General features: G+C 45.6%; 20 protein-coding genes. 9 read left to right on the top strand and 11 right to left on the bottom strand.

Translation table 11 applies throughout. The features are described 5' to 3' along the window. Positions 1–31: 31 nt before the first annotated feature. From OZ660_RS18900 to OZ660_RS18885, 4 genes are all read right to left on the bottom strand, one after another. Complete coding sequence (locus tag OZ660_RS18900) at positions 32–1,150, bottom strand: GGDEF domain-containing protein (protein ID WP_274742021.1); 1,119 nt, start codon at positions 1,148–1,150, stop codon at positions 32–34. A gap of 184 nt (positions 1,151–1,334) precedes the next feature. Next, complete coding sequence (locus OZ660_RS18895; RefSeq protein WP_274742020.1) at positions 1,335–2,060, bottom strand: hypothetical protein; 726 nt, start codon at positions 2,058–2,060, stop codon at positions 1,335–1,337. A gap of 93 nt (positions 2,061–2,153) precedes the next feature. Further along, a complete protein-coding gene (locus OZ660_RS18890; RefSeq protein ID WP_274742019.1) occupies positions 2,154–3,248 on the bottom strand; it encodes a FecR family protein in 1,095 nt (364 codons plus the stop codon). Beyond that, the gene (locus tag OZ660_RS18885; RefSeq protein ID WP_202262868.1) at positions 3,241–3,840 is read right to left on the bottom strand and encodes a sigma-70 family RNA polymerase sigma factor; all 600 of its coding nucleotides are present in this window, start codon (positions 3,838–3,840) and stop codon (positions 3,241–3,243) included. Before OZ660_RS18885 ends, OZ660_RS18890 begins: the two co-directional genes overlap by 8 nt. 233 nt (positions 3,841–4,073) lie before the next feature. On the opposite strand from OZ660_RS18885, the gene OZ660_RS18880 reads away from it, so the two are divergent. Next, positions 4,074–7,322: a TonB-dependent receptor gene (locus OZ660_RS18880; RefSeq protein WP_274742018.1), complete on the top strand. Its 3,249-nt coding sequence runs from the start codon at positions 4,074–4,076 to the stop codon at positions 7,320–7,322. A gap of 3 nt (positions 7,323–7,325) precedes the next feature. Here the strand turns inward: OZ660_RS18880 and OZ660_RS18875 are convergent, their stop codons facing one another. Beyond that, positions 7,326–7,499: a DUF6435 family protein gene (locus OZ660_RS18875; RefSeq protein WP_159625672.1), complete on the bottom strand. Its 174-nt coding sequence runs from the start codon at positions 7,497–7,499 to the stop codon at positions 7,326–7,328. 144 nt (positions 7,500–7,643) lie between these two features. After that, the gene (locus OZ660_RS18870) at positions 7,644–9,971 is read right to left on the bottom strand and encodes a TonB-dependent hemoglobin/transferrin/lactoferrin family receptor (protein ID WP_274742017.1); all 2,328 of its coding nucleotides are present in this window, start codon (positions 9,969–9,971) and stop codon (positions 7,644–7,646) included. A 174-nt stretch (positions 9,972–10,145) separates the two neighbouring features. Here OZ660_RS18870 and OZ660_RS18865 point away from each other — a divergent pair, with 174 nt between their 5' ends. Genes OZ660_RS18865 through OZ660_RS18855 form a run of 3 tightly spaced genes read left to right on the top strand, consistent with a single transcriptional unit; the run spans position 10,146 to position 13,363 of the window. Then, complete coding sequence (locus OZ660_RS18865; RefSeq protein ID WP_274742016.1) at positions 10,146–10,940, top strand: DUF4198 domain-containing protein; 795 nt, start codon at positions 10,146–10,148, stop codon at positions 10,938–10,940. 27 nt (positions 10,941–10,967) lie between these two features. Continuing rightward, positions 10,968–11,885: a calcium-binding protein gene (locus OZ660_RS18860; protein WP_274742015.1), complete on the top strand. Its 918-nt coding sequence runs from the start codon at positions 10,968–10,970 to the stop codon at positions 11,883–11,885. Next, entirely contained in the window at positions 11,885–13,363 is a 1,479-nt protein-coding gene (locus OZ660_RS18855; protein ID WP_274742014.1) for a DUF2271 domain-containing protein, read from the top strand. Before OZ660_RS18860 ends, OZ660_RS18855 begins: the two co-directional genes overlap by 1 nt. Positions 13,364–13,390: 27 nt before the next feature. Here the strand turns inward: OZ660_RS18855 and OZ660_RS18850 are convergent, their stop codons facing one another. The 4 genes from OZ660_RS18850 to OZ660_RS18835 form a co-directional block, all read right to left on the bottom strand. After that, positions 13,391–14,098, bottom strand: coding sequence for a DUF6445 family protein (locus OZ660_RS18850; protein WP_274742013.1), 708 nt, complete (start codon positions 14,096–14,098; stop codon positions 13,391–13,393). Then, on the bottom strand, positions 14,077–14,823 hold the full coding sequence (locus tag OZ660_RS18845; protein ID WP_274742012.1) for a SapC family protein: 747 nt from the start codon (positions 14,821–14,823) through the stop codon (positions 14,077–14,079). Before OZ660_RS18845 ends, OZ660_RS18850 begins: the two co-directional genes overlap by 22 nt. Positions 14,824–14,850: 27 nt before the next feature. Further along, on the bottom strand, positions 14,851–16,419 hold the full coding sequence (locus OZ660_RS18840) for a tryptophan halogenase family protein (protein WP_274742011.1): 1,569 nt from the start codon (positions 16,417–16,419) through the stop codon (positions 14,851–14,853). A gap of 84 nt (positions 16,420–16,503) precedes the next feature. Then, on the bottom strand, positions 16,504–19,410 hold the full coding sequence (locus OZ660_RS18835) for a TonB-dependent receptor (RefSeq protein ID WP_274742010.1): 2,907 nt from the start codon (positions 19,408–19,410) through the stop codon (positions 16,504–16,506). A 520-nt stretch (positions 19,411–19,930) separates the two neighbouring features. Here OZ660_RS18835 and OZ660_RS18830 point away from each other — a divergent pair. The 5 genes from OZ660_RS18830 (at position 19,931) to speA (ending at position 25,375) form a co-directional block, all read left to right on the top strand. Continuing rightward, positions 19,931–21,088: an NAD(P) transhydrogenase subunit alpha gene (locus OZ660_RS18830; protein ID WP_274742009.1), complete on the top strand. Its 1,158-nt coding sequence runs from the start codon at positions 19,931–19,933 to the stop codon at positions 21,086–21,088. A 2-nt stretch (positions 21,089–21,090) separates the two neighbouring features. Then, positions 21,091–21,372: an NAD(P) transhydrogenase subunit alpha gene (locus tag OZ660_RS18825; RefSeq protein WP_202262859.1), complete on the top strand. Its 282-nt coding sequence runs from the start codon at positions 21,091–21,093 to the stop codon at positions 21,370–21,372. 11 nt (positions 21,373–21,383) lie between these two features. Then, the gene (locus tag OZ660_RS18820; protein WP_202262858.1) at positions 21,384–22,772 is read left to right on the top strand and encodes an NAD(P)(+) transhydrogenase (Re/Si-specific) subunit beta; all 1,389 of its coding nucleotides are present in this window, start codon (positions 21,384–21,386) and stop codon (positions 22,770–22,772) included. Positions 22,773–22,901: 129 nt separating this feature from the next. After that, entirely contained in the window at positions 22,902–23,321 is a 420-nt protein-coding gene (locus OZ660_RS18815; protein WP_274742008.1) for an arginine decarboxylase, read from the top strand. Positions 23,322–23,464: 143 nt separating this feature from the next. Further along, positions 23,465–25,375: a biosynthetic arginine decarboxylase gene (speA, locus tag OZ660_RS18810; protein WP_226431843.1), complete on the top strand. Its 1,911-nt coding sequence runs from the start codon at positions 23,465–23,467 to the stop codon at positions 25,373–25,375. A gap of 17 nt (positions 25,376–25,392) precedes the next feature. Here the strand turns inward: speA and OZ660_RS18805 are convergent, their stop codons facing one another. Further along, the gene (locus OZ660_RS18805) at positions 25,393–26,544 is read right to left on the bottom strand and encodes a serine hydrolase domain-containing protein (RefSeq protein WP_274742007.1); all 1,152 of its coding nucleotides are present in this window, start codon (positions 26,542–26,544) and stop codon (positions 25,393–25,395) included. Positions 26,545–26,604 lie beyond the last annotated feature (60 nt).

Raw genomic sequence — 26,604 nt, 5'->3', positions numbered from 1 at the left:
CCATTGCGTTATTTATGCGTGTTGTTACGCGCTACGAATATTGTTGCTCTGATTGCGAGACAGTACTGTGGTTATACTCTGCATATTGATTCTTGCCTGCATGTTTCGCCTGATAGAGTGCTTTGTCGGCATGAGAGTACAATTCAGTTACCGTTAATAGCGCTTCTTCTGGCTTTGCAAATGCAATTCCACATGAAGCCGTCACTATTTTATGAGGCGGGTTGCTGATATGCTCAATGTTCAGTTGGGCAACTTGCTCACACAGTGATTGGCAGAATTTGAGTCCGTTTTCGCGGTTATCGCATGTCGCCACGAACGCAAATTCTTCTCCGCCAGTGCGAAACGCGTATTCATTTGCCCTTCTACTGAGACGAGTTAATAGCTTTCCTACTCGTTCTATTACGGCATCCCCTTCAGGATGCCCATATTTATCATTATATCGTTTGAACTCATCTAAATCTAAAATGATGAGCATTAACAGACTCTTCTCGCGATGAGCGCGATTAATCTCGTATTTCATTACCCGATTAAATTCGCGACGATTTAACAGCCCCGAGAGTTCATCTTCTTTCGCAACCCCTTCAATTGCCTTTTCAGTAAGCCGCACGTAGCGAATAAGGAAATACCACAGTACAAGGACAAACAAAAAAGAGATAACCATCGAAAGGATCAAATAGAAACCACGCTGCTCTTGGCTTCTATTTATGTCGAACTGTGTGCGTTTAAGTACTTCATCTATGGCATTGGTCAGTCCGTCACTAAACGCCATTTTATAAGCTTGATATTGATCACTTTTCAATAGTTGTATGGCTTGGGCCCGTTGATTTTGGGCTGCTAATTCAAAAGCGCGTTTTTCAAGGGCAATTAATTGATTATTAGCTTGTGCGGTATCTTCAAAGAAACGTGCAATGCTAGGGTCTAACTCTGATGCCTTTTGAAGGGATTCATCTAGCGAGGCTTCGTACTTGAGGTATCGGTCACGCCATTTGTCATCGTCATCCAAGGCGGCAGCCAGTGCTGACATAGAAAGCACTTCATCGTGATAGGTAATTTCCTGAGCAAGCAATTTGAGCGAATGAAACTGCGAGCTTAAAGTATACTGTTTATTGAAAAAGTACACGGTATTGGGGGCCGTAAAAATAAGTGCCACTAGCGCAATACTAAGCAATACAAATAATGTTAAGCGCAATGAGTAGATGCGCTTGGGTACAAAGTGACTTTTTTTCAGAGCATCTTACCTATTAATGACCGTAAGGTAAGTGTAGAAGTCTCCCGCTAATGTGTCGAAACTGTTGCTCGTAAAAAACATTAAATTGTTGTGGAGCCTATACATACTAGTTACCGGGTATCCATTTTTCACCACACACACTGTGCTTGGTGTAAATGGCGTAAGGGCTGCCTTTTTCATGGATATCGCGGCGTAATGCTTCGTTGTGATCAACGGTAATAAAGGGCGTTATAGCTGCCGTACCTTCGCTATCTAGCCGGTAATAGCTGCTAGAATAATTCGCAAGCAGCATTCTATTATCAATACCGTTATCGGTTAAACGAACCCGAGTTACTGCCTTAAATGTGGTATTGGGATTGGTAAGTCCTACTATTTTCTTAAAGTAATACCCTTTGTCAGACTGTAGCTGCGAAAAGCTGTTGAGGGTCTCAATGAGGTTTTTAAGGGTGATAGCTTCGCGCTGAAGCATAAAATCGTGGTGTACGCTGCTGCCGTCTTTGCCCGCGGTATAGGCTTGCTCAGACTCCAAGCTACTTAGTTGAGCTTGTCCTTCTTCGGTGTAGTGCACTAATGCTTGTGTATTCATATTTACGTAATAGTCACTGATACCAGCAGGGACAACTTCAAATAACATGATGTCAGGGGTTGCTGCACCACGTTCTTCAGGTGTTTGTGGGCCTTTGGCAACGCATTTGTCTGATATGAAATAATAATACTGCCCTGCCTCAATGGCATAGACTGGCGCTGTCGCTATGCTGCCAAGTACTGTTATTAACAGCATTAATACAGTTCTTATGCGTTGGGTATTTTGTTGGTTTGTATTAAGAGGCATAGCGATATGACCTTTACTATCATTTCTATTTCGGTGAAACGTTATTGTAAGGGCTTAGTACTAAAAGGGCGAGAGGTGCTTCGCTTTTGCGTGTTACTGCACGCGCGAGCGAAGCACAATGGTATCGTCAGTATAGTCTGTCGAAATTTGTAAATTGTCTGCCAATGTCGCAATTAGTGCATCAACATCGTTGGTGTTAAATAGGCCTGCAACTTGTAGATTGGCTAACGAGGTATCGCCAAGCACTACGGTCTTGTCAGTGTAGCGGCTAACCTCTTCAATAACATTTATGAGCGTTTCACCGCGAAATACAATTTTGCCTTCACGCCAACTCAAGTCATTGGCAATATCTTGTTCTGAAATAGGCTCCACAGTGCTATTTGGTAAAGAGAGCACTGACTTTTGACCTTGAACCAAGGTCATCGCATTGTTTGTGGATTTGATCACTGGGGCCAAAAGTCTATTGCCGTCGGTTTGCGTTAACGTATAGCTGGCTACCTCTACGACACCCTCAGTAACAACAAGCTCTAGGTCGCCGCGATGATATTGCACATTAAATGCGGTACCAACGGCTTGAATCGCTTTCCCTGCCGCCAGCACATTAAGCGGTCGCTGTTTGTCTTTGGCTACTTCTATATGAAGTTCACCGCGCAGAAGTTCTATCGTGCGAGACGTATCAGTAAACGCAATATTGACCTGCGAATTGGTGTTGAGCCACAGTGTACTGCCATCTTCTAAACTAATGCTTTTGTGTTCACCGGGTTTAGTCGATGCTTGTAATGAATAGCGCGCCACTTGCGCAATATCGTTACTTTGCGGTTGCGATGAGAAAATCTGAAAACCTTGAAAACTCAACACCCCCACTAACAGCAAGGACGCAGCAATAGCCATCGGACGCTTCCAGCGCAAATTAGCCAAGTGCGTTACGGTCTTATCGCTAGACTCAGGCGCGTGAGGTACGATATCCGCCAACTCATTAAGTACCGACATTTTGTCCCATAGTGCCACCATTTCTAAAAAGGTGTCGCGATGCAAAGGAATAGCCAACCACGCTTTAAGTGCGTTCGTTTGTTCAGCGTCGAGCCCACTCTCTAGCTTAACCAACCACATGCTTGCTTCATCCAGCACGCGCTCGTCGCTTTTTAAAGGTACTACATTGTCTGGCGACTGGTTTGGTGAATTAGTCATGTGCGTCTCTCTTTACCCGCTCACTGTTTGAATGCCCACTACGTATATAAGCGCTTGGCCGTGATTGCGGGCTGCTTTCGCTACCTTGCCGGCGCATAAACAAGGTGCATCGTTTTATACCTTCGGCAATATGTTTTTCCACGGTTTTTTCGCTTATCTCTAACTCTTGGGCAATCTCTTTAAGAGAGTAGCCATACACTTTCTTTAATACAAATGCGCGCCTACATTGTTTTGGGAGCGCGCGCACTGCATCACAAAATAGCTTAAATTCTTGTTGTGTAGCATTGTTGTTGAACGTTTCATCGTCAATACCACTTATCGCGCTTTCAAGCGCTTGTGCCACTTCAACACTGTCGTCGACCATACGCGTATCGGCGCGTTTTAAATGGTCGTATGCCAAATTTTTTGCTGTTTTAAACAAAAATGATTTGGGCTCTTTAATATGCTCTGTCGATTTCGCCTGACATAAACGCACGTAGGTATCCTGGAGAATATCATCCACTTCTTTAGGCGGCACAAGTCGCGATAGCATTTTAGCCATCGAACCACGGGCCGACATATAGGCATTATGTATGGCTGTTTCTATGGGCATATTGTTATTTTTTATCGTTGTTACTTATACAGACGAGTGCGCGGTCATTTTCCCCCAATGTTTTTTCAATTAGCAATGAAAAACATCAATGAGAAATTAAATTTGTTAATAGGTTGTATATAATGCGCCGCTAGTTTAAAACAAAAAAGCAGTTGAATTTGGTAACTTCGCGTTCAAAAAAATACTGAGACGCTAGAGCCTGCAATAAAAAAACTAATGAAAATAATAAGATAATGCCTTTGGGAATACGCCACCGCTCAACGCTAGCTTTGCTGCCATTTACGCCGCGCACTGTGTCGCTAGCGGTAAGTTTGGTAGTTGGTGGGCTGTGCTTACCCGTATGTGCACAATCTGTCTTACCCCACGAGCAGTCTGATGCCCAGTATTTACGCCAAAGTACTGACCCAAGCACCGATAAAAGCGCCGATAAAAGTACCGATAAAAGTACCGATAAAAGCACAAATGCCACAGAACACCCCGCAGTTCACCAGGTAATCGCCTTTTCAATTCCTGCCCAAAGTGCCGACGAGGCACTCATTGCGTTTGCTAGTCAAGCCGGGCTAACAGTTGTCTTTCCATACAACGAAGTACGCCATACTTTTGCAAATGAAGTGAGTGGTAACTATACACCGCAAGAAGCAATAGCAATGCTTTTGGCAAATACGCACTTACAAGCGAATATTGTTGATAAGAGTCGTATAAAAATTGAATCTACACGTAATAAGCCGCGCGATGAGCATGTCATTTCGCGACTATTTAGTTCACTTACAGCGCAAGATGAAAGCTTAGTCACCGTACCTGATGATAAGGGCAATTACCGCATTGAGTTTATCGAAGTAAGAGGGCTTCGTGCGAAGGTAGCGCAATCGGTTGGTATTAAGCGAAATGCCAGTGTCATTATGGACACGATTGGTGCCGTTGATATGGGCAAGTTCCCCGACCAAAATCTTGCTGAAGCCCTACAGCGTGTCTCGGGCGTTTCTATCGACCGCGCTGAGGGTGAAGGTCAGTTGGTCACGGTACGCGGTTTTGGGCCAGAGTTTAATCGTGTATTGCTTAATGGCAGGCCTATGGCCAGTGATAAGCTGGGCCGCGAGTTTAGTTTTGATACCCTAGCCTCTGAAATTGTAAGTAGCGTTACCGTGTACAAACAAAATCAGGCAGCAATGCAGTCGGGTGGTATAGGCTCTACCATTGATATACAAACTGCCAAGCCATTGTCCTTTAAGGGGATGCGCGCTGCAGGTAGTGTAAAAATGCAGTACGACACCAATTCCAAGGCCTATACGCCTTCAACAACAGCGTTGTTTAGTAATACCTACTTAAACAATACGCTTGGCGTATTAGCGTCGTTCAATCAATACCAACGAGAAGCACGTCTTGATGAGGCGCAAATTGACGGGTGGTTGGTAAATACTAATATTCCAGCTGATGAACTATCAGCAAGCACAAACACGCTTTACGTGCCAAGAAATTATGATCAACGAGTGAGGTTTGACGAGCGTACACGAACAGGTGGTACGCTGGTTGTTCAATATCGCCCAAACAGTACGTTTGAATTGTCAGCGGATTACTTAGGGTCAACGTTCGATGTTGAAACATCGGCAACCTCTATGGGTCATTGGTTTACTTCAAGCAATTTAGAGGACGTGACATTAGACCCTAATGGTACGGCCGTAGCGTTTTCTCAAAATAGCGGTCATGCCACCGATTTTCATGCTAGAACCTTCAACCGCTCTTCGTCACTGCATAGTTATGGCGTAGATGCTAACTGGATTGTTGCGCCCAATATTATTATGGATGCGGATGTTTCATACTCATCTGCATCAGTGAATGACAACAATGGCGAGGGTAATGCACTTTCACTCATTGGATATTTAAATCGCTCTTCGTTCGATCACACACGAAACACGGTGCTACCCGCAATTTTTGGTTTTGAAGCCGCCAATCCAGCGCAAGTTAATGCGCTCGGAGAGCCCGTAGGCGTTGGACCTTATCTTGATGCCGCTAATGGTCGCGCACATGTTATGTTGAGACGAGGGTGGAGCATCGATGATGACATTGGCCAAGCAAAGGTCAATATCAGTGTGCTAGGTGAGCAGCAGTGGTTTAGTAAACTTGATATGGGCGCGGCGGTAACGCAGCGAGAAAAAGCTAACGAACGACGAGATAATGAAGCGGATGCCAGACACTGCACTTTTTGTGGGTATTTCGACTCCCCTGATATTCCCGACAATTTTCAATCGGTATTCGACGCGGGTGATGATTTCTTAAGTACTATTAGTGGACACGAGCATATACCTAATCAGTGGTTGCGCCACGACGGCGATACGTTGTTTCGTTTTTTGGAACAAGCAGGCAATGTGAGTTTGGCGCCAGAAACGCGGGGCAGCTCATTTGCAGTGAAAGAAACCGTCTATGCTGCCTATGCACAAGCTGCTATAGAGAAAGATTTCGCGCCGTGGTTTGTTGATATACATGCTGGCATTCGCGCTGAATATACTGATGTAAATGTGACAGGTGTCGATGAGCAACTTTCGGCATTAGTGATACTTGATCAAACCGAGCTGGGGCAAGAATTTGGTGCCTCTGTTGGCATTGAAGAAGCATCTAACTATAGTAATTTCCTTCCTAGTTTCAGTGTTAAAGCGAATTGGCTTGATCAGTGGGTATTTCGCGTTGCCTATAGCCACAGTATTACTCAACCAACACTAGAACAGATGTCGCCAGGCGTTACTTATACCACTACCCGCCAAGGCGGTGATTTACGTGCTCGCATTGGTAACGCGCAATTGAAACCTTTCGAAGCCCAAAACATCGACTTGGCTATTGAGCACTATTATCAAGACAACAGCTATTTGTCGGCGAGTTATTTTCGAAAAACCGTAGATAATTTTATTGTTAGCCAAAGCAATACGCTTTCGTTTAATGGTGTCACCGACCCAAGTACCGGAAGTAATACCAACGCGCCAGATGATCAAGATGAATTAGCGCAGTTTTCAGTAATATCGCCTAACAATGGACGCTCGGCCACCGTTGAAGGCGTTGAAATAGCCGTGCAACATTTGTTTGGTGAGTCAGGTTGGGGTATTCAAGCTAACGCCAGTTTTGTAGATAGTAACGCCGAGCTAGATACAGCCAACGTGCAGTCTACCTTTGCTCTTACTGGCTTGTCAGGGGCGAAAAACATGGTGCTGTTTTACGAGAGAGATGCATTGCAGTGGCGATTGGCGTGGAACCACCGCGACGGTTTCTTGCAATCATTAAACCAAACTCAAAGCACTGAACCCACCTTTGTTAGTCCTTATGAACAGTGGGATGTGAGTGCGTCTTACCAGTTAAGCCCGCATTTATCGGTATTTTTTGAAGGCATTAATATCACTAATGAAACTGTGCATAAGCGCGGTCGTTTTAGTAATCACCTGCTGTTAGTGCAAGATGCCGGCGCTCGTTATGCGTTGGGTGTTAATCTTATTTACTAATGCCTATTTAGGATTTTCTAAACGCTCAATTTCCTTCCACAGTTCTTCTGATTGGGCAGTAAGCATTGAATAAGTTTTTATATCGCCGTTGCGCTGAGCATGCATCGCTTTTTCAAGTAAAGCATCGTATTGCTTGCGAAGTTTTTTGGTAGGGTTTGATTTAAAAAGGCCAAACATTACAGGTACTCACTAATAAAATGTTACCCAATTAACGCACTAAGAGAGACTTTCGATCACATCCCCATCTATTTTTAGCGTAAACGCAAAAAGCGAAGCCACCTGAATAAGGCAAGCTTCGCTTTTTAATGCGCAGTGTATCAATTAAAACTGATACGTAACGTAGGCGCTTATGCTTCTACCTGGTTCAGAGAAACGCTGATAGCCGTTGTCGCTAACGCCAGAGAAAAAGCCACCTGTACCTGTACGCACGTTGTTCATTACTTCCCAGCGGTAATACTCTTTGTCAGTTAAATTATAAATCGCTGTGGTAAAGCGCAAGTTATCAGTAATATCGTAAAACGCCATCAAATCAAACACGGTGTAACCACTTGGGTAATATGCCGGGCCGTCGCCATTGTTAAGTGAGGTGAAGCTCGTTTGCGAGGTTTCATCAACGCCCTTACTGGTAATAGCAACCAACTCAGCGCCCCAGTCACGGTTGTCAGAAACATACGAAAGTGCCATGGTGGCGGTATCTGGTGCAATGGTTTCTAAATCATCACCGGCATCATTAAAGCTCGACGCTGTGTCGTATTCGCCGTTCAATGCGGTGTAAGCAAATTGCCCACGCCAGTTGGCTGTGAAGTCATAAGAGGCTGATACTTCAATACCGTCAACGGTAATTTCTCCGGTATTTTGAGGTTGCGTGAAGGTATCTTCGCTGCTTACTTCAACGGAACAACCAAAGCGACTGCACACCTGCTGGGTAAGTACGGCATCATAAGGGTTTGAGAAAGTTTCATCTTGAATCATGTTGGTGTAGTCGGTTCTAAATACAGACACACTCACGTTACCATTTTCAAAATTACCCACGTAGGTAAGCTCATAATTCATCGACTCTTGTGCTTCTAGCTCACCATTTGCAATACGGTCAAGGTCAATAAACGTGTTACCTGTCACAATATCTACTGCTTCGTCGCCCGAATTAGTGCCAAAGTAAAGGTCTTGAAGTGTAGGGGCTTGATAGCCTTGCGCAATTCGCGCATTGAGTGAATGACCCTTCGCAAATGTGTAGGTTGCCCCTAGTTCACCTACAACAGCACTAAAGTCAGCATCTTGAATACTTAGCCCTGTTGGGTCAGAGAATGTATCGTCAATAGTTGGCGTGTATTCTGTAGTATCGTATCTAAGGCCTGCATTTACGGTGAGTACATCGCTAAGCGTAACAGTGTCAGCAAGGTAGGCGGTAAATATCGTTTTTTCAGATTCAGGTACAAAGCTTTGGTCGCGAATGGGGTAGCCGTCAAGTATACCTGCACTTACTGTAGCGCCTGCATAGCGACGGTCGTACATTTGTGCACTGGCATCAACTTGCTGATAGCTCAGGCCATAAATAATCTCATGATTAATATCACCATTAATTGACTTGGCGATATCGACATTCAGGCTTACTTGTTCTTGAGTAAAATTACGGTCTTCAGAGCGTAAAATAGGGTCGGTGGGGCCAGCGGCAAACAAAAAGTTGGTTACACCAGCGGTATACAATTCTTGGTAATTTAGTCGTACATCGATACTGTCTGCTAATGCCGATTGTACGTTATCAGCACTATAAAATGCACCAAGTCGTTCGCGGTTATTTTGGTCTTGCGAAGTAAAATCAAAATAGGTGCTGCTTTCTCGTGACAGAAGGATGCCGTCGGTATCGCGCTGGGTGTTTTCATAAACCAAACCGAATTGCTGGTGGTCTGAATAATTGTAAGCCAGTTTAATTAACACGGCGTCCAATTGTGAATCCATTGGATCTGCTTGTCCGCGACCTGCCCCCTCAATGGCATTGCCATTACTATGCGCTTGTGTCTCGCTGCTATCGCGCATTGTGTATTGCACTAACGATTCTAGGTTATTCGTTCTATTGGCTACAGTACCGTGAACAAGCCATTCGTCAGACCGCGCATCAAACCCGGTTTTAAGTTTAAAGGTTGTGTCGTCGCCAGTGCTTGCTAAGAAATCGGCGGCATCATTGGTCACATACGTGACTGAGCCTGCCAATGAGCCTGAGCCTTGTGCCACCGCGCTAGGTCCCTTGGTAATAGTGATAGCCTTTACGTGCTCAACTTCTACCTCACCACGACTCGAGCCAAACATACCGTAAGCTGCAAATGAACCAGGGTTAAGGGTTTCACCCTGACCAATACCGTCAATGGTTACTGCAACAGCGTCGCCTTCAAGACCACGAATGTTAAAGCCATCGTTACCGAAGCGGTTACCAGTGTCGTTTACCTGAACACCAGGAATATAGCGCGCGGTGTCTTCAATGTTTGTAATTGAACGCTTTGACAGGGCGTCTGTATCAAGCACAGCCTCAACTGTGGTGGTAAGCGTTTCTTCGCTTTCTGCTTTGGTCACCGCCAATTCAGTTTGTTGTGCCACAGCAGGTAGTGATAGCGCACAGCCTAATGCAATAGAAACTAAAGAGAGTCTAAAAGTCATGTCTTTCCCAAATAATCTAGAGTGTGAGTGAAGTGTTTCGCGTTATTTTCTCGTGCCTGTCAAAACGAGATTCGACACATCCCGGTGTCAAAATTTGATCTAAATACTATTGATAACAATTATCATTTGCAATAGTATATTTTCACTTTTTCACTACCAGAACAAAAAAACACCATGAAAAAACACTCGCTTATCAGCCTTAACTTGTTGCTTGCTAGCTGTCTTAGTGGCAGTGCATTGGCTCATGTTGCTTACTTAAAGCCACTTCAGTTTGAACCTGTTCGCGGCGGCAAAATAACGCTAGACGCTTCGTTCGCCGAGCAGTTTTTTGTGCCAGAAGCGGCCGTTTCCAACGCGTCATTTGAAGTGATAACGCCAAGTGGTAACAAACAGAATGTGGATGAGGTGGTTAACTTGTCTACGCGCAATGTGCTGGAGCACACGTTAGAAGAAGAAGGTACGTACCAGTTTTCTACCGGTAAGCGAATGGGCGCGGTGTTTCGTGTTTACATGAAAGATGGCGAGCGAGGCTCAATGCGTGGTAACGACAAGCCGCTGCCAGAAGGTGCAGAGCTCACTGAGCATTTTCAGTCTGTTACTTTCGCCAGTACCTATGTCACCAAAAAAGGCCCAACTGAGACTGCCCTTAAACCGCGCAACGAAGGGCTTGAGATAGTGCCCGTTATGCACCCTAACAGCCTTTTTAGCGGCGAGAGTTTCGACTTTAATGTGCTTTACAACGGTGAACCAGTTGCGAACCACGAAGTGGCATTTTATGAAGGCAAAGATCAGTTTGCCGAAGAATCAGATGTGGAGAAAGTCACTACGAACAATGCCGGAGAAGCGTCATTCACCCCCGAAAAGCAAGGCGTTTATTTGATGCAGGTTCGCTTGCGCACCGATGCGCCAAAAGGCGCTGATGTGCCGACGTATAGCTACACCACCACGCTTTCATTCGAAGCCTTTTAATCACAACGCAGACCGGAGAAAACAACAATGAAACAAGTAACCGCAGCAGTGAAAACCGCATTCCTTATCGCGGCAGGCGCAGTGGCTTTAGGAGGCACCGCTACGGCTGCCCCGCATAGCGCGAGCGGCATTATTCTTACCTACGACTTAAACAAAGATCAGTCTTTGCCTTTAGAGGAATTTGTTGATGCACGCCGTGCGCGATTTGCTGCCTCTGACAAGAATGGTGATGGCGTGCTTGATGAGAGCGAGTATGTGTACGAGTGGGAAGGCAAAATGGAAACGCGCTTGGCTGAAGACAGAAAAGCCTCGGTGAAGCAAACGCATATCCGTTTTCATGCGGTAGATAAAAATGATGATGATCGCATTACCTTAGACGAAGTTGAAGCCGTGGGCGAACGCAGCTTTGCCCGTATGGATGCCGACAAAGATGGCGTTGTTGCGAAAGGTGACCCTGAACCAGCCCCACGTCGCGCCTCGCAAAGTGATGCCGATAGCGCGCCTACACTTAAGCAGCGCCCTATGTTACGTATGCCAACAAGCCACAATATTGAAGGCTTTGTGACGCTTTATGATCAAAATGGCGATGATGTTGTGACTAAAGACGAGTTTAATGCTGTTCGCGAAGCACAGTTTCAGCGCACCGACGAAAATAGCGACGGGTCGCTTACCGAGCAAGAGTATGTGCTTGAGTTTGAAGATAGGCTTGATGCTCAAATTAAAAAAACATACGACGGGCAAATTAAGCAAACCTACGTACGTTTTGGTGTGTTAGATACTGACGAAGATAAAAAGATGACCTTTGCCGAGTATATGGTATCGGGCTTTGCAGCATTTAATCGTTATGACACTAATGGCGATGGCTTTCTAACGCTTGCCGACCCTGCACCTAAGCCGCGAGAGCGTGAGCAAAACACGACTACTACTGCACAAGCTAGCGAATAATGGCCTTGCGTAGTTTATTGGTAATAACAGCACTAGCGGCGTTAGCTGCTAGTGTTTCGGTTTTTGCTGAGTCATATACATTTCCCGCGCCCAACGGCCAGCCTGCTCCTGTTATCACGCTTGATAGCAATAGCACGCTTAATGAAATTCAGCGAACCAATATCGAAGCACTAGTGAAAGATACTTACCTTTCGCTCGACAGAAATAACATCCATGGCGCGCTTTACGCGTTAAATCAAGGCGATTCTACGCCATTGCCAACATGGCTTTTCAACGCCATTGAGCGGTGCGAAAAATGGTTCCAAAAAACCGAAGGAAACATTAGCTGTCGTAATGGCGCACTCTATGATTATTGGCGAGACTACAGCTATGGAAAAAGCGGCGTTTCAAGCACAAGTTTAAGTACAGACAACGATAAGGCGGGTACGTTGCTCTCGCGTCGCGAAGTAAGGCGCCTTGCACGCGTGGCCAGAATTGCCGATGTAGCGTTTAACAAGAACAATAGCATTGCGTTTTCAGCACCTATTCAGTGGGATTTAACCACCTTTGCATCAGCACTTGTGGTAGAGCGCATTGCCGATTTCCTCTCGTCAGCCGGGGTTTCTGAATTTCATATAAGCGTGGATGCGCTGCAAACGCATTTCTCTACAAACAATGCGAAATGGCAAAGTCAGGTTGATGGGCGTGCGATGGGTTTATCTAACGCAACGTTGGCACACTTGAAGCCGTGGCAACGGCCCGCCTATTTAGATACGCAGGTAGTATCGCAAGAAAAAGGTGTGATAAGCCACAGCGACGGCTGGCCAAGCGCGCGTTTTGAAGTGACGGCACTTGCTAGCAACGCGTTTGATGCTGCATTGCTGCTACATTTTGGCGCAACGAAAACGGCGCAGCAGTCGCTAGATTTAGTGAATTCGCAGCCCTCGCTTGCCCTAAAGCTAGTCGATGCAAATGGACGGGTGTTTACAAGCGACACCTTTGCCTCTCGCACGGGCGTAAGTGATAAAACAGGTACGGTGAGTGATGGAATAATCATAGATGTCGCGCTACCCATGTTTGATATTGCGGATTATCGTGGGCCATACGTCAGTGTGTGGATAAGCGACGACAAAAATAGACTCGTTAAAAGTTTAGCGCTTCGAGGCACCAGTGAACGTTGGCTAAGCGAACTGCGCACATGGTGGCGCAGAGTTGGCAGAAAAGAAGCTGGCCGCAATAACGAAAGCTTAATTGATGGCTTTTCCGGTGCAACGAAGAAAAACAAGCCGCTTCATATAGTATGGGATGGGCTGGATGATTACGGCAATGTAGCCATCGACAAACCGCTCGTTTTGCATGTGGAAGTGGCCAGAGAGCATGGTGGTAGAAGTTATGAAAAAATCTCCTTCGCTATTGATGGGCTAACGCAGCCAATAGAAGTGAAAGGGGGCGAGGAGATTGCTTTTATTAAGCTGTCAGCTAAAGGCGCTTCTCAATAAGCATTCTAGCTACACAGCAACAGTATGCTAGTCAAAAAGAATGCTGGCATTGGCAGTTAGCCTCGCATGTTTGATATCGAGATGACGACCATGTGAAGCAGTTTGGTCTATGTCGTTAGGTAAACAGCCGCTATGCAGCAAGTTCGCAGGGTAGAGTAGCGCACGATTAAACTGCGCCTCTACACAGGCGATCTGTTTAAACAGCGCAGTATCACCATTGATGTACGCTTTAGCAGGCAAGCCTACCGAGGTGGCTTGGCGCTTTAGCGTAGAAAAATAGTGATGATATTGGTTGGCATTAACCCGCTCTAGCCCCGTTTCTTTGTGTCGATAGAAGGCTGTGCCCCCTAAAGGAACACAAAACAAATAGTGAACTAATGCCCATTCATTATCGCGTTGAGTATCAATATGAGGAATACACTGAATGGGAGATAGCTGGCTTGGATGTTGGTTGGCAATAGAAAGCTGCGCCATTGCCAGCTGAGGCTGAGAGGTATCGACCAAAGCCCCGTTTAATTCAGCGAACAGCGCAGGCAACGTGCGATTTAGGTGAGCGACATACGCATCAGGCGCATGACTTCTTACACCAGGGTAAAAGTCATCTGTTTTTTTCTCAAAGCGATGATGCTTGGCGATAACGTCGACCATGCTTTGCGCATCAGGCAAAAAGTCATCAATCACAATGACCGGCGTGGCGCGTTCGCCCACGTTAATTAGTTGGTAGTTTGAAACCATGCGTCTGCGTTTTTGTTCGCTTTATTCTTTTTATCAATAAGCGCGTAAATCTGTGCATTTGACGCTACCAGCGTATAGATACTTTGCAACAAATTTTGCGCATGTAAATCGGCAATGGCTTGTGGGCTTAGTGCCGCAAGCTTGTCTTCGTCTATGGTGTACAGCCCGGTAATTGACGTTTTACTTTCGTTTTCAAACGTAATGTCGAGGGTAAATGGCGTAATAAGATTGTGTTGCACTAGCGCGGCGATAAAGCGCTGATTTTGCGTTTCGCCATCAAGCAGCTGCGCCAATATTTGCTGTTTTTCTACAAGGTAAGAGGTTGGTTCACCCATGTTGTCGAAAAGTGGGCTACCGTCTTGTTCATTGACCGATGAATTATCCATATCGATGCACAGCACACGGTTAGCCTGTGCGTTTGTATTTGACTGCTCTGTGCCTACATAAAAAGGCAGGCGCTCAAACTGTGCAGGAATATAAACCCCATCCCACTGGCCTTGTTGCCAAAACAAATTCTCGTTTTCTTCAAACCCAAGTAACGCCGATAAGCCAAATTGACCCGAGTCATCTAATTTGGTGATTACAACAGGATAGTGCACTACAAGTTTGTTTAGCTCAGACACTACGACAGGTACTAGGTGCTGATTAGCGCTAAGGTTTAAAGCGTCGCTAGTGACTTTAAGGCCTGCATGCTCTTTATTATTAATAGCAACCATGTTTGTCATACGCGGGTCCTTTTTCTTGTTAGTCGATTAAACGGCTTGTAAGCCGAACTGGTGAATTTTATTAATTAGCTCGCGATGTTGTGGCAGCTTTTCTACGGCCATGGCGCGTGCTTTTCTATTTTGCATTAGCTGTTGGCTGGCAAAGTCGGCATTCACCCACTGCTGATGTGCACCAAGCTCAGAGGTAAAGCCCATGCCGTAGAGCACATACTGATAGCTTGCTGCGGGGAATACTTCATTGTTACTGGTGAAGTCTTTATCGCTTGGCGGGTGGTATTGCCACAATGCCAGTAGCTCTTTGAGTGAGTCAGGGATAGTCTGGCTATCACGGTTGTCTCGCCAAAACGCGCTATCATCGCGCTTGCTTAACATATAGTGCAGCTTCAAAAAGTCGATAATGCGTGCCCAGCGATACGAAAAAGTATCGTTAAAGCGTTTAGCCACAATATCCATAACCGCGCGGTTTGCGGGCAGTTGCTCGGCAATCATTGACGCGGACAGTTCCACTAATACCAGCGCTGAGGCTTCAAGGGGCTCTAAAAAGCCCGCTGCCAGGCCAACGGCAACACAGTTGTTTTGCCAAAAACGCTGTCTGTGACCACTTTGAATAGTAATGTCCTTTATATTCAAGTCACCAATACCGTTTAGCGCGCTGGTCTGGCGTACGTAGGTGTCTAGTCGTGCATAGGCATCGTCTTTGCTTTGGTGCCGGCTTGAATATACATGGCCTACACCGCGACGGGACTGTAGCCCAATATCCCACACCCAACCGGCGTCTTGTGCGGTGGAAATGGTGTGTGAAGCAATAGGGCTATGCGCATTCTCGTAAGGTACATGTACCGCTAGCGCTCGGTCGATAAATAACACATCGTCGCAGGGGACAAAGGGTACTTTGAAGTGTTCGCCCAACAAGAGCGATTTAAAGCCCGTGCAGTCTACAAACAAATCACCCTCAATAACGACGCCTTGCTGCGTATGAAGCGCCTTAATGTCGCCATTATCTGCACTTTGCACTTGGCTCACATCGGCTAAAACATGGTTAACGCCAAGGTTTTCAGTGCAATGTTTGGTTAAAAATGTAGTGAACTTGCCCGCGTCCAAATGGTAGGCATAGTTTGCTGTGCCTGCGAACTCTGCGTGACGAATGCTTTTAGGTGCTAAGCCTGCTTCGCATATGGCTTCTTGAACGCATACGGCTTGTGAGAATGACTCATTTAAATCTGGCGCTACCGTTTGCCAGTAAGGCCCTAAATTCCCTTGTGAAAACCCTTGCGGCAGCATCAGTGGATGATAGTAGAAGTCGTCTTCTTCACCGGTCGTCCACTTTGCAAACTTGGCTCCCTGTTTAAAGGTGGCATCGCATTCTTTGATAAAGGTGGTTTCACTTATGCCCAGTGCAATAAGCGTGGAGCGCATCGTGGGCCAGGTGCCTTCACCCACACCAATTATCGGTACATTAGGGCTTTCAACTAGCGTTACTTTAATATTGTTGCGGGTAGCACACTGATGTTGTGCCGCAATACGACCAGCTGTAAGCCACCCTGCGCTGCCGCCACCGACTACTACAATGTGCGTTATGGGAGTTGCTGTTGTCATATCGAGTTCCTGAATAAAAACTGTGGCTACCAAGTGGTAGCCACGAATGTAGGGCCAACAATCGCTGGCCCTAAATACGCGAAATTAAAAGTTTCCGCGCACACCGAAAGCCCAACGTCTGCCGCTGTCTTCAACCAACAACAAGTGATTAGCGAAGCGTCCGCGCTTGTGTACAAACTCTTCTGTTAGGTTAATACCTTCAAAGAAAATTTCTACATTGTCTGTCACGCTGTAGCTACCGCTAATGTCAAGTTGTTGATAAGACTCAACAATAGTTGGGCCGTCACCCTGCCCTTGTGTTAACGACTGAACAAATTCGTCACGCCAGTTGTAGGCAAGACGAATTTGATAGTCGTCAGTTTCATAAAAAGCCACTAAGTTGTAAGAATCACTCAACCCAGTTAGCGCAAATACTTGGTTAATATCGAATGGATCAAGCTCGGCATCACTGTCAACAATTGTGCCGTTGGCAAGTACACCAAAGCCGTTATCGAATGTGTGTTGAAGGGCAAGCTCGAAGCCGTCCACCGTGGCGTCTTCACCATTGTTTGGTAAGGTGTTTGTAAATACCGCTACGGCGTCACTGGCATCTGGCGCGCCTGCATTGCTGCCCGTTGACGGGTCAGTCAGCAAGCTACCATCAGCCAGTTCAAAGGTTTTGTCTTCTTGACTGTTCACGATGAAGTTAGAAACCAGCTTTCTGAAGTAACCAATTGAGGCGTAGCTTGCTTCGTCGTAATAGTATTCAAGTGATAAGTCGAGGTTATCTGACTTAAACGGTTCAAGTGCTGGGTTACCGCTGGTCGACGTTAAATCACCGCCTTGACGCGTTGTTGTGATAACTGTTACTGGCGACATGCTATTAAGCGTTGGTCTAGTAATGGTTGAGCTCGCGGCAAAGCGCGCAATTAAGTCGTCAGTAATTTCTAGACGTACACTGAAGTTAGGTAATAGCACATCATAGTCTGATTCAGTGGCTATGCTTTGTGCGTCACCAAACCCGGCTAGCATTTCGGTTTGATCCAAAATGGTCAGGCCGGTAATAGGGGCTTGTGTGCCGTTAACGGTCACGTCTGTCATTTCGTAGCGCACGCCTGCGGTTGCACTTAAGAACATGTCAGCCACTTCGCCTTCAAAATCGAACTCTAAGTAAGTAGAGATAATATCTTCTTCTACTTCAAAGCTATTGTTACGACGCACCGCATCAAAACTAATGGCTTCGCCATTAACGCTTTGGTAGTAAGACTCTAGAAACGCAAAGTTGGCTTCGCCATCGTGGGCTAACCAAGAGGTTGGCATACGGCCGCTACCACTAACATCTGAAAGGAAGTCGCTACCGGCATCAAAAACGTATTGGCTACCTGCTGGAATTTCAGGTAAATCAGGGTAACCACAGTACGTACAGTGAATACCAACGCCTTCGTTGTCCCAGCGCGTTAGTGATTTGGTTTCGGTGCTGTACTGTGCGCCAAAGCGAATTTCAGTCAGGCCGCTTCCGTCAGTGACATATTCACCGTCAAAACGCAGCTGGCTTACTTCGTCTTCTACTGCCCATCCGCGACGTAGCATTACGTGGGCACGACTATTCGCTTCATCAAGGTGATTACTTACTCCGTCAGGCGTTAGTGCAGGGTTGTAAATAGGGAAACCGTCTGGACCAGTAACAATAGCGCCATTCAACTCTTGCTGCCCGCTATAGATATTCGCGTTGGGCGAGGCAAACATGCTAGCCACAGGTAAGATGTTGTCGTCAACTTGAAAGCGTACACGGTTCGCATACCCGATAAGTGATAACTGATCGCCACCACCGTTATTTGCTTCGCGCTCTGCTTCTGAGTGGCTTAAGTCGAATGACAAGTTCAAGTTATCAGAATACTGATAATCGAAGTTAAGGCCTACGGCATACGTGTCGGTCAAACGGTCAAACGTCTTGGCGTGCATATCAGTTGCCAAACCGACTTCTTGATACAAGTCGATGATAGTGCCGTTAGCATCAACGGTTGGGCTACGGCGATTACCGTTTGTATCAAATAAGCTACCATCATCCCCTACGCCTTGGATATTAGGCGCAGTAAACCAGTGCCCATAAGAGGTGGCTTCTGACTCTACATCGAAATCTGAATAAAGTGCATCTGCTGTAACCACTAGCTTGTCATTAGGGGCATATTGGAATACCAAATTAGCATTGGTACGCGTACGTTCTTCGAAGGTTACTTTGTGATCGTAGTTGCGTGGCGAAAACACGTTGCCTGTCCATGCTTGACCCGACTCAGTGACAGGGGTTGGCACACCAACGTTTTCAAGCCATCCATCCATTTGAGCCTGATTAAGGCGTGTTTTACGTTCTTGGTGTGAAACCGCCAATAACACACCAAACGTGTCATCGTTAAATGTATTGCTAATGAGTCCAGAAAACTGTGGCGTAGTTTCTTCGCTGTTTTCGTCGTAAACGCCTTTCACAGAGCCAGCCATTTTGAAGCCGTTCAGCGCGAAAGGACGTGCCGTATTGATGTTGATAGTTGAACCCACACCACCTGATTGCATAGTAGCCGTAGACGTTTTATGAACGTCAAGGCTGCTAACAAGCTCAGAGGCAATAGTGTCGAAGCTAAACGCGCGCGAATCGTTTTCAGATGCCATTTGACGGCCGTTAACAAGCACCGTATTAAACTGAGGACCAAAACCACGAACGGTAATAAGTTGACCCTCACCGCCCGAGCGGTCGATGGATACGCCTGTAATACGCTGTAGTGATTCAGCTAAGTTGGTATCGGGAAAGTCGCCAATATCTTCTGCACTAATGGCGTCAACTACGCCAGCAGAACTGCGTTTAACATCCATTGATTTTGCAACCGATGAACGAATACCACTTACCTCAATCACTTCTACGTCATTGTTGGGTTGCGCGTCTTGGGCAAATGCACTATTTGCAGAAATAGCTGACGCTAAAACTGCTGCCACTGAGCATGCAAGCTTGGTTTTCCTATACATGATGGTGTGTGTCCTAAAAGTTAGTTTTAATGTGCCAAATGGTGTGCACCCCATGTGGCTTTTCTCACAGCATTTCGCTGTTAACTCTTCAAGACGACACGGTTTGTAAAATCCCCCAAATTAATTTAACAAAATTTTAAAAAGTGCTGTTTACGCATCATTTTTACGCGTCGATTACACCTTTACGTATGTTTGTTTTTTGTACAATAAATGGTGTATTCACAAGATATATGGAACTGTATTGGGTGTATTAATCAACAATATGCCAAATGTTTATAAATGTTAGTTATGACTATGAAGTAAAAGATACTAGTTGTTGATGGTGTTTTCGCGTAGTTTTGATGCGCCATTGCGCGAAAAGTAATCGCTACAAGCGCTTTTCGGCCTTGCAGTATAAACAAAACGATTGGTTGGTTTGGTTTTAATTTCGACAACGAATGATAAGCATAAGCGAATTAAATGGCTTTAATTTGATTAAAGGGTGTCATTCTCGAAAGAGTCCAAATAAGAGGAAAAGCGTGTGAAAATCATAATAATTAATGAATCTACATCGCCAGATCCGCTGAATAATGTGGAAAAGCGCTGTGCAGCTACGCCAAGTAGTGCACAACGACTGGTAAAGAAAGGGGCGACACTGCTGCTTGAAAAAGGTGCTGGTCTGTCCTCTGGTTATTCAGATAAAGAATATGAAGATGTTGGTGTTACTGTTATAGATAATGTGAATGAAGATTTATCATCAGCAGATATGGTCGTAGCAGTTAACAAGCCTACCGATGTTCAATTGGGGCTGATGAAAAAAGGGGCCATTGTGGTGGGCCATCTCGACCCTTTCTTTCAGCAGTCGCTGGTAGAGAGCATTGCCCAAAAAGGTTTGACGGCTATTTCTGTGGAAATGATTCCACGTTCATCTCGCGCGCAGAAAATGGATGCATTGAGCTCACAGGCAAGTCTTGCGGGTTATGTCATGGTAATGCAGGCGGCAAATCAGCTTCCTTCCATCTTACCCATGATGATGACGCCGTCAGGCACCATTAAGCCTGCAAAAGTATTCATCATCGGTGCGGGAGTGGCAGGTTTGCAAGCGATAGCGACAGCGAAACGCTTAGGGGCGAATGTGCTTGCATACGATACGCGCCCTGTTGTGGCCGAGCAGGTGGAATCGCTAGGCGGCAAATTCCTTAAAATAGATATCGGCGAGACAGGGCAAACCAAAGACGGTTATGCGAAAGAGCTCACCGAAGAGCAAAAAGCAAAGCAGCAAGATGCACAGCGTGATGCTATTGCAGATTCCGACATTGTGATCACAACAGCGCAGCTATTTGGGCGTAAACCTCCCGTTCTTATTTCGAAAGATACATTAGCACTTATGAAACCCGGTAGCGTGGTCGTTGATATGGCGGCCACATCGGGGGGGAATGTTGAAGGCTCTGTAGCCGGTGAGACAGTTGAAATAAACGGTGTAAAAGTGATTGGCAATGGTAACTGGAGTCAGTATGTGGCCAAAGCGGCAACCGACATGTACGCCAACAACATTTATAACCTAATTGATGAGTTCTTTGATGACGATAGTAAGTCGTTTGATTTGAATCTTGAGGACGACATTCTGGCCGGTTGTGTGATTGCGCACGATGGCAAGGTAATCAATGACATGCTTATTAACGCCTATAAAGGAGCCTAATCATGGAAATCATCTACTTACTTTTCATTGTACTGTTGGCTGCGTTCTTAGGCTTTGAGCTTATTCGAAAAGTACCTGCAACCTTGCACACGCCTTTAATGTCAGGTTCGAACGCTATTTCGGGGATCACCTTAGTAGGTGCGCTGGTTGCTTCGGGTAGTGATAACAATCTGCTGACCACTATTTTAGGTACAGTGGCAGTGGCCTTGGCAAGTATTAACGTTGTTGGTGGCTATCTGGTTACCGACCGCATGCTTGGCATGTTCAAAAAGAAAGATAAATAAGGAGTACGCAAGTGAATGATATCGTAACCATAATCAACCTTGCGTACGTAGTTGCTGCTGCACTATTTATAATAGGTCTTAAATTACTCAGCCACCCAGATACCGCCAAAAAAGGAAACTTTGTTTCAGCAGTAGGTATGCTAGTAGCGGTTGTTGTTACCCTGCTTGATCAACAAATTATCAGCTATCACTATATTCTGCTTGGCTTTGTGCTAGGCGGTGCATTTGGTGCGTGGAAAGCGAAAACGGTTGAAATGACCGCCATGCCAGAAATGGTTTCTCTGTTTAATGGTTTTGGTGGTGCGGCATCGTTACTACTAGGGTGGGCGACGCTTGCAGGCATGAGTGTGGTAACGCTCAATACACAAAGCACATTTACCTTCGTAACCCTGTTTTTCACAATTTTAGTGGGGGGGATTACCTTTTCTGGCTCTGTGGTCGCGTGGGGAAAACTGTCAGGTAAAATGAGCTCTAAGGCGGTTATTTTTACTGGCCTTCGCGAACTCTCGGTCTTGCACCTTATTGGCATGGGTGTAGTGGGCTATCTATTTACCACAGAACCAAGCAATACCCTTTGGATTTACTGTGCAATAGCGCTGTCATTAAGCTTTGGGTTGTGGGCCACTATCTCCATCGGCGGTGCAGATATGCCAGTGGTTATTGCACTGCTTAACAGCTATTCAGGCGTAGCGGCTTCTGCAGCTGGTCTTGCCACCGGAAATACCATTTTGATTGTGACCGGTCTTTTAGTGGGTGCGTCAGGTCTTATTCTTACCAATATTATGTGTAAAGCCATGAATCGCTCGCTAATGAACGTGCTGTTGTCTGGCTTTGCGAAACCTATTGAGGCAGGTGAGAAGATAGAAGGTGAAATTAAAGTGCTTTCTGCGCAAGATGCCTTTTATGTACTTGAAGCTGCGCAAGCCGTTTTGGTGGTGCCAGGTTACGGTATGGCGGTAGCACAAGCACAGCATGCGGTTCGCGAATTACAGTCGCTGCTTGAAGAAAACGGATGTACGGTAGATTACGCTATTCACGCAGTTGCAGGGCGCATGCCTGGACACATGAACGTGCTGCTTGCAGAGGCTGATGTGCCTTATGACCAGCTGTATGAAATGGATGATGTTAACCCGCGTATGGAAAACTACGACGTGGTTATTGTTATCGGTGCTAATGACGTAGTGAATCCTGCTGCCAAAGAGATGAAAGGTAGCCCGATTTACGGTATGCCGGTCATTGAAGCATACCGTGCTAAGACTGTCTTTGTATTGAAGCGATCAGCGAATGCAGGTTTTGCGGGTGTTGATAACCCACTGTTCTTTAAAGATAACACCCGTATGGTGTTAGGGGATGCAAAAGATACCATCAATAGCATTATTCGCGAATTTGGCGATGACTAAGCAAATGGCTTAGAATCTGTAGTAAGATGCTAAAAAAGGAAGCCATAGTGCTTCCTTTTTTGTTCTATACACTACGTTTAGTATATGAAACCGTAATGCAATTATTTTGCTCAAGAGAAGTAAACACAAATGCTAGTCGCGCCGTATCACATTGAACAGTTTAAAAACTGCATCCTAGTCACGCTTCGCGGTGATTGGGATATGGCGACAAATATCCGGTATTTGGGAGAATTGTCTGACTGTCTTAAAAGGCGAAGCGGAAAGCCGTTTCATTTGATTGTCGATATGCGGTCATGGCAAGACCCAAAGTCTGATTCAAATATGAGAATGAAATCGACCATCAGATTAGACCGGCGTAATCAGTTGAGTGAACTTTGGTTGGAAGACGAAAAAAGCGATACAGGCCATATTGTAGAGAACTTTTTTGCTGACGTTTCGTTTCCCCTCGACAGAACACAGAGTCTCACAGAGTTTTTCTCGCTTTGTGAAACTAAGGCAGAGCCTTTGGTTGTAGAGTACATAAAGTCTTGGGTTGCCCAAAACAGTTGATTCGACAAGTTCGATAAACAAAATTAGTCGCGACCATAGATATTTTACATCGCAACAATAGTTGTGTTGTCTATAATACGCTGCTTAATTTTGCACTTACCATGCTAGGCATGCGCTTAGCTCATTAGATATAGGTGAATACATTGACAGATTGGAGTATCGAAGAAGCAGAGCGCGTCTATGGCGTGTCTCAGTGGGGTGGTGGCTATTTCAAAGTGGGTGAAAATGGCAACGTACATATTACCCCAGTGCCAGAGGATCCAAGTATCCAAATCGACTTTAATTCGGTCATTGAAGACATTCGCAAAGAGGGTGTGCAGTTTCCTGTTGTTGTGCGCTTTCATGACATTCTGCGATCGCAAGTTGCCGGTCTAAATAAAGCATTTCGAAGCACAATCGAAGAAGCCGAGTATAAAGGTGAATACCAAGGTGTTTATCCGGTTAAAGTTAACCAGATGCGCGAAGTCGTTGAAGAGATTGTTGACGCGGGAAAACCGTTTAACTATGGCTTAGAAGCAGGCTCGAAAGCTGAGTTACTGACCGTGTTGGCGATGAACACCAATGAAGACTCACTCACTATCCTAAATGGCTATAAAGACGATGAAGTGATGCGTCTTGCTTTATTAGGTAGAAAGCTAGGCCGTCGCGTAGTGGTGGTGGTTGAAAAATACACCGAGCTGCTGTTGCTGGTTAAGATTGCAAAAGAACTTAATATCGAGCCCATTATTGGTGTGCGCTCCAAAATGACGGTAAAAGGTCGTGGGAAGTGGGAAAGCTCCGGTGGTGAACGCGCCAAATTCGGTCTAACTATCACAGAGATTATCAATGCTGCACGTTACCTAGAAGAGCAAGGTATGGCGCACTGCTTGAAACTTCTGCACTTCCATATTGGAAGCCAATTAACGGATATTCGAGCGGTGAAAGAAGCCATCACCGAAGGTGCGCGTATATATGCAGACTTGCACAAAATGGGCTTTGAACTGGACTACGTTGACGTAGGTGGTGGTCTTGGCATCGACTATGACGGCAGTAACTCGACCAATGAGTCTTCGCGCAACTATAGCATGCAAGAATACGTTGCAGATGTTGTGTATGGCATGAAGGAAATGTGTGACTTGGAAGGCGTTCCTCATCCAAACTTGGTCAGTGAAAGTGGTCGCGCAATTACGGCGCATCACAGCTGTGTTATTACTGAAATTGTGGGTGAAATTAAATCAAACGCGTCTCAAATGGATACGTCAGCAAAAGAAGACGAACATGTTTTCCTTAAAAACATGCGCGAGCTTGCTGATACCTTTGATGAGCAGACCAACATGCATGAAATCTACAATGACGCTTCGCAATACAAAGAGCAGGCCCTTGATGCGTTTAAGCTTCGCGTATTGCCACTAGAAGAACTTGGCAAGATTGAAACATTGTATTGGCAGATAATGGAGCGCTTACAGAAGCACTACCGCAACGAGGAATATGTGCCTGAGGAGCTACAAGAGCTAGATTACAGCTTGTCATCTCAGTATCTGTGTAATTTCTCTATATTCCAGTCTGCTGCAGATACGTGGGCAATTGATCAATTGTTGCCAGTGGTGCCGCTTACGCGTATGAACGAAAAGCCAACAGTTAATTGTTCACTGGTTGATATTACGTGTGACAGTGACGGTAAAATTGACCAGTTTACTATTGGCCGTGAAATTACCGATGTACTGCCTATGCATCCGCTGAAAAAAGGTGAGCCGTACTACGTTGGTCTATTTTTAACGGGCGCGTATCAAGACGTTATGGGCGATATGCATAATTTGTTTGGTCGTTTAAACGAAGTACACATCTACAGCTATGATGACGATCCTGAAGACTTCTATATTGAAGAAGTTGTGAAAGGTTCATCAGTTGAAGACGTGCTTAATGTTATGCAATATAACCCCCGCGCCATGGCATCAGACGTTAAACGTCTTATCGACAAACAAGTGTGGGATGGCAAGCTTAATCCGCGTGAAGGTGTGCGTTGGACTGACTTCTATGAAAGTTGCTTAAGCGGCTATACTTACCTTAAGCAATAATATGTAAATAGCCGGCACTACGATTTGTTAGCGTCGGCTTTTTCGAAAAAACGCTTCCACAACTGCGCAGTGGTCGAATTGATCATATTCGACTCTGCGTTCATGAGCATGACATATCCCACCTTGTGCTCTGGTGAAAACGCCACATCGGCACGATAACCTTTCACCCAGCCACCATGATAATTCAGCTTAACGCCGTCAATATTATAAATACGCCAGCCCAACCCATAATGGGCATCGTCAATCATGCCTCGCCAACCGCGTCTGTAGGTTTCTCGCTTAGTTTTGACCCGTTCGGTCGTGACATACTCTACCATTTCTGGCGACATAACCGTGGGAAACTCACCTAAGAGTGCTTGCAAGTAAATAGTCATATCACTGATGCTCGCATTCACACCTGCCGCGGGAGAAAAGCGGTAATAGTTACTCTCGACATTCCCTTCACGCCATTTATTACGGGCAATGGCAATATGAGGGTGAGCCCAAGATGAAGATGAAAGTAGGCCACCTTTACCTACACTTGCGGTTTTCATTCCTAATGGCGCAAAAAGTTGCGTATGCATTTGCGCCGAATATGACGTGTTGTGATTACTAAAGTAATACTCTAAGGCACCAAATAGGGCGTTTTGGTAGGTATAACATTCGCCAGGTTTACATAAGGGCTCTAATTCGCCAAGCGACTTTAATACGCGTTCTAATGAGTAGTCTGCTTCTATTAGGTTGTCGTAGGCATTGGGCATGAAGCCGCTAGATTGCCCCACAATATGTTGCAACTGAAGTGATTGCATACCATTGCCTTTAAACGGAATATCAGGCAGCAATGTGCTAATAGGCGTAGTCCAAGATAGCTGGTTTTGTTCTACCAGTTTTGCAGATAATAGTGCGGTAAACGTTTTCGATACTGACGCTAATCGAAAAACAGTGTTTTCGGTTATCTTCTTGCCATTGCGCTTAGCCGTTTTACCATAAACGTATACGCGAGGAGCTTTGCCTTGCTCGTAAAAAACAAACGCGTAGCCGGGTACATTAAACTTATCAGCTTCACTTTGAACATACTTTGCATAATCATCCAACCAGTCTGCATGTACTGGAAAAGTATGCGTAATCAGTATGAGTAACAGCCATGTTAGGGATTTGCGCGACATCAATTTGCGCAATGAATTCAGCATATAAGTCGCTCTGTAGGCCGCGTTGCTCAACTAAAAAATGAGTGGCGGTCGTTTTTATTG

It is taken from the genome of Alteromonas sp. 009811495 (genome assembly GCF_028865455.1).
In the GTDB taxonomy this organism is placed as follows: domain Bacteria; phylum Pseudomonadota; class Gammaproteobacteria; order Enterobacterales; family Alteromonadaceae; genus Alteromonas.
This window is presented reverse-complemented; position numbering and strand designations above follow the sequence as displayed.

Excerpts from the sequence above, each read along its gene's own strand:
- OZ660_RS18865 (WP_274742016.1), top strand. The coding sequence starts at position 10,146 with ATGAAAAAACACTCGCTTATCAGCCTTAACTTGTTGCTTGCTAGCTGT.
- OZ660_RS18815 (WP_274742008.1), top strand. The coding sequence starts at position 22,902 with ATGCTAGTCGCGCCGTATCACATTGAACAGTTTAAAAACTGCATCCTA.
- OZ660_RS18845 (WP_274742012.1), bottom strand. The coding sequence starts at position 14,823 with ATGACAAACATGGTTGCTATTAATAATAAAGAGCATGCAGGCCTTAAA.
- OZ660_RS18895 (WP_274742020.1), bottom strand. The coding sequence starts at position 2,060 with ATGCCTCTTAATACAAACCAACAAAATACCCAACGCATAAGAACTGTA.
- OZ660_RS18875 (WP_159625672.1), bottom strand. The coding sequence starts at position 7,499 with ATGTTTGGCCTTTTTAAATCAAACCCTACCAAAAAACTTCGCAAGCAA.
- OZ660_RS18860 (WP_274742015.1), top strand. The coding sequence starts at position 10,968 with ATGAAACAAGTAACCGCAGCAGTGAAAACCGCATTCCTTATCGCGGCA.
- OZ660_RS18850 (WP_274742013.1), bottom strand. The coding sequence starts at position 14,098 with ATGGTTTCAAACTACCAACTAATTAACGTGGGCGAACGCGCCACGCCG.
- OZ660_RS18835 (WP_274742010.1), bottom strand. The coding sequence starts at position 19,410 with ATGTATAGGAAAACCAAGCTTGCATGCTCAGTGGCAGCAGTTTTAGCG.
- OZ660_RS18880 (WP_274742018.1), top strand. The coding sequence starts at position 4,074 with ATGCCTTTGGGAATACGCCACCGCTCAACGCTAGCTTTGCTGCCATTT.
- OZ660_RS18890 (WP_274742019.1), bottom strand. The coding sequence starts at position 3,248 with ATGACTAATTCACCAAACCAGTCGCCAGACAATGTAGTACCTTTAAAA.
- OZ660_RS18840 (WP_274742011.1), bottom strand. The coding sequence starts at position 16,419 with ATGACAACAGCAACTCCCATAACGCACATTGTAGTAGTCGGTGGCGGC.
- OZ660_RS18885 (WP_202262868.1), bottom strand. The coding sequence starts at position 3,840 with ATGCCCATAGAAACAGCCATACATAATGCCTATATGTCGGCCCGTGGT.
- OZ660_RS18855 (WP_274742014.1), top strand. The coding sequence starts at position 11,885 with ATGGCCTTGCGTAGTTTATTGGTAATAACAGCACTAGCGGCGTTAGCT.
- OZ660_RS18825 (WP_202262859.1), top strand. The coding sequence starts at position 21,091 with ATGGAAATCATCTACTTACTTTTCATTGTACTGTTGGCTGCGTTCTTA.
- OZ660_RS18870 (WP_274742017.1), bottom strand. The coding sequence starts at position 9,971 with ATGACTTTTAGACTCTCTTTAGTTTCTATTGCATTAGGCTGTGCGCTA.
- OZ660_RS18805 (WP_274742007.1), bottom strand. The coding sequence starts at position 26,544 with ATGCTGAATTCATTGCGCAAATTGATGTCGCGCAAATCCCTAACATGG.